The following is a 1,804-nucleotide window of genomic DNA, read 5'->3' as shown; positions in this document are numbered from 1 at the left end:
TCGAAGGCGACCCCCATCGTCGTCGTCGCCGCCTCATGCCAGTCCTTGCGGGTGCGGGCGTAGATCAGGCAGTCGGCCGGATCGCCCGACCCGAACCCCGAACTGCGCAGCAGCCCCTCGCGGGTGAAGCCGCAGCGCTCGGCCAGCTTCCACGAGGCGGTGTTCCAGGTCTCGATGATCAGCTGCTGGCGATAGACGCCCGGCCGCTCGGAAAACAGCAGGTCGGAGAAGGCCCGCACCGCCGGGGCGGCCAGGCCACGCCCCCGGTCAGCCGGATCGTGCAGGATGTAGCCCAGCTCGAAGCCGTGGATGCAGGGCGCCGCGCGGTAGAACTGGCAGGTTCCCACCAGTCGTCCCTGCGCCTCGATGGCCACCGCCCCGCACTCCTCGGTCCAGAACCCGGTGGCGGCGAAGGTCTCCGCCAGCCGGTCGGGCGCGGTCATGGGCTCGGTGATGGACAGCGTGAAGGGATAGCGCGCGACCTGCTCGAGGTCGGCGGCGGCGATGCGGCGAATAGTCATGGGAAGCCTTTGGACATGAGGGAACGTGCCCGCCTGGCGGCGGGGGAGGGCGCTCGGGGCGCCGATGTCCGGGGTCAGGCCATGGGGCGAGGCTAGCCGAGAACGCCGCGCGGTCAATGCACGCCCGACGCCGGGTCACCCTTCCGCCTCCAACAACCCCGCCCTAAGGTCTCGCCAACGAAATCGAGAGGAAACACCATGGCCCAAGACACCCAGCTCGCCGGCAAGACCTGCTTCGTCGCCGGCGCCTCCAGCGGCATTAACCTCGGCATCGCCAAACGCTTCGCCGCGGCCGGCGCCAATGTCGTCATCATCAGCCGCAGCGAGGAGAAGATCGCCGCCGCCGCCAAGGAGGTCTCCACCTTCGGCAAAGAGTGCATCGGCATCGCCGCCGACGTCCGCGACTACGCCGCCGTCGAGGCGGCCCTTCGTCGAACCCACTCGGAGTTTGGTGAAATCGACATCGTGCTGTCGGGCGCGGCCGGCAACTTCGTGGCCCCGGCGCTCGGCATGAGCGCCAACGGCTTCAAGACCGTGGTGGACATCGACCTGATCGGCACCTTCAACGTCCTTCGCGCCTCCTTCGAGTTCCTGCGCCGGCCGGGGGCGTCGCTAATCTCCATCACCGCCGGCCAGGGCGAGCGCGCCAGCCTGTTCCAGTCCCACGTCTGCGCCGCCAAGGCGGGCATCAACATGCTGACCAAGTGCCTGGCGCTGGAGTGGGGACCCGGCGGCGTCCGCGTCAACGCCATCTCGCCCGGTCCCATCGCCGACACCGAGGGCATGGCCCGCCTGGCGCCGACCGCAGAGGCCGAGGAACGGGTGAAGAGCCGCAACCCGATGCGCCGCTACGGGACCAAGGACGAGATCGCCGACATGTGCCTGTTCCTCTCCTCGGATCAGGCCAAGTACGTCAACGGCGCTATCATCCCGGTCGACGGCGGCTCCGGCTGCGGCGACGCCTCGGGCAACGCGCTCGCCAACTACGCCTAAGCCAAGGGCCTTCTCCTCCCCCGTTCGCGGGGGAGGGCCAAGGCTCAGCCCTTGCGGCCCAACACCCCGCCGACCCAGGCCATGGGCAGGGCGGTGACCACCAGGGCGATGGGATACCAGTGCGGCGCCAGGTTCATGTTCCAGGTGGTCGCCACGCCGAGGATGGCCAGGGCCGCGCCCACCGCGCCCAGGATCAGGGCGTGCAGCAGGGGCCGGGCCGGCGCCAGCCGCGCGGCGACGAAGCTCCCGAAGGCCCCGAACGCCATGCGGTACGAAAGCGCCAGCAGGTT

2 protein-coding genes and 1 pseudogene are annotated in these 1,804 nt (G+C 70.0%); 1 reads left to right on the top strand and 2 read right to left on the bottom strand.

The window, feature by feature from the left end; genetic code table 11:
• Positions 1-521 (bottom strand): GNAT family protein (locus RMO97_RS18385; protein ID WP_310542461.1); only part of this gene is annotated, 521 nt, incomplete at its 3' end.
• Between the two features lie 198 nt (positions 522-719).
• Between RMO97_RS18385 and RMO97_RS18380 the strand changes: the two genes are divergently transcribed.
• Positions 720-1,514 carry an SDR family oxidoreductase gene (locus tag RMO97_RS18380; RefSeq protein WP_310542460.1) on the top strand — a complete coding sequence of 265 codons (795 nt, stop codon included), beginning with the start codon at positions 720-722 and terminating at the stop codon, positions 1,512-1,514.
• A 44-nt stretch (positions 1,515-1,558) separates the two neighbouring features.
• Here RMO97_RS18380 and RMO97_RS18375 read toward each other — a convergent pair.
• Positions 1,559-1,804: pseudogene (locus RMO97_RS18375) on the bottom strand (hypothetical protein); the annotation flags it as partial.

The sequence above is a fragment of the Phenylobacterium sp. genome, assembly GCF_031425575.1.
Lineage (GTDB): Bacteria > Pseudomonadota > Alphaproteobacteria > Caulobacterales > Caulobacteraceae > Phenylobacterium.
This window is presented reverse-complemented; position numbering and strand designations above follow the sequence as displayed.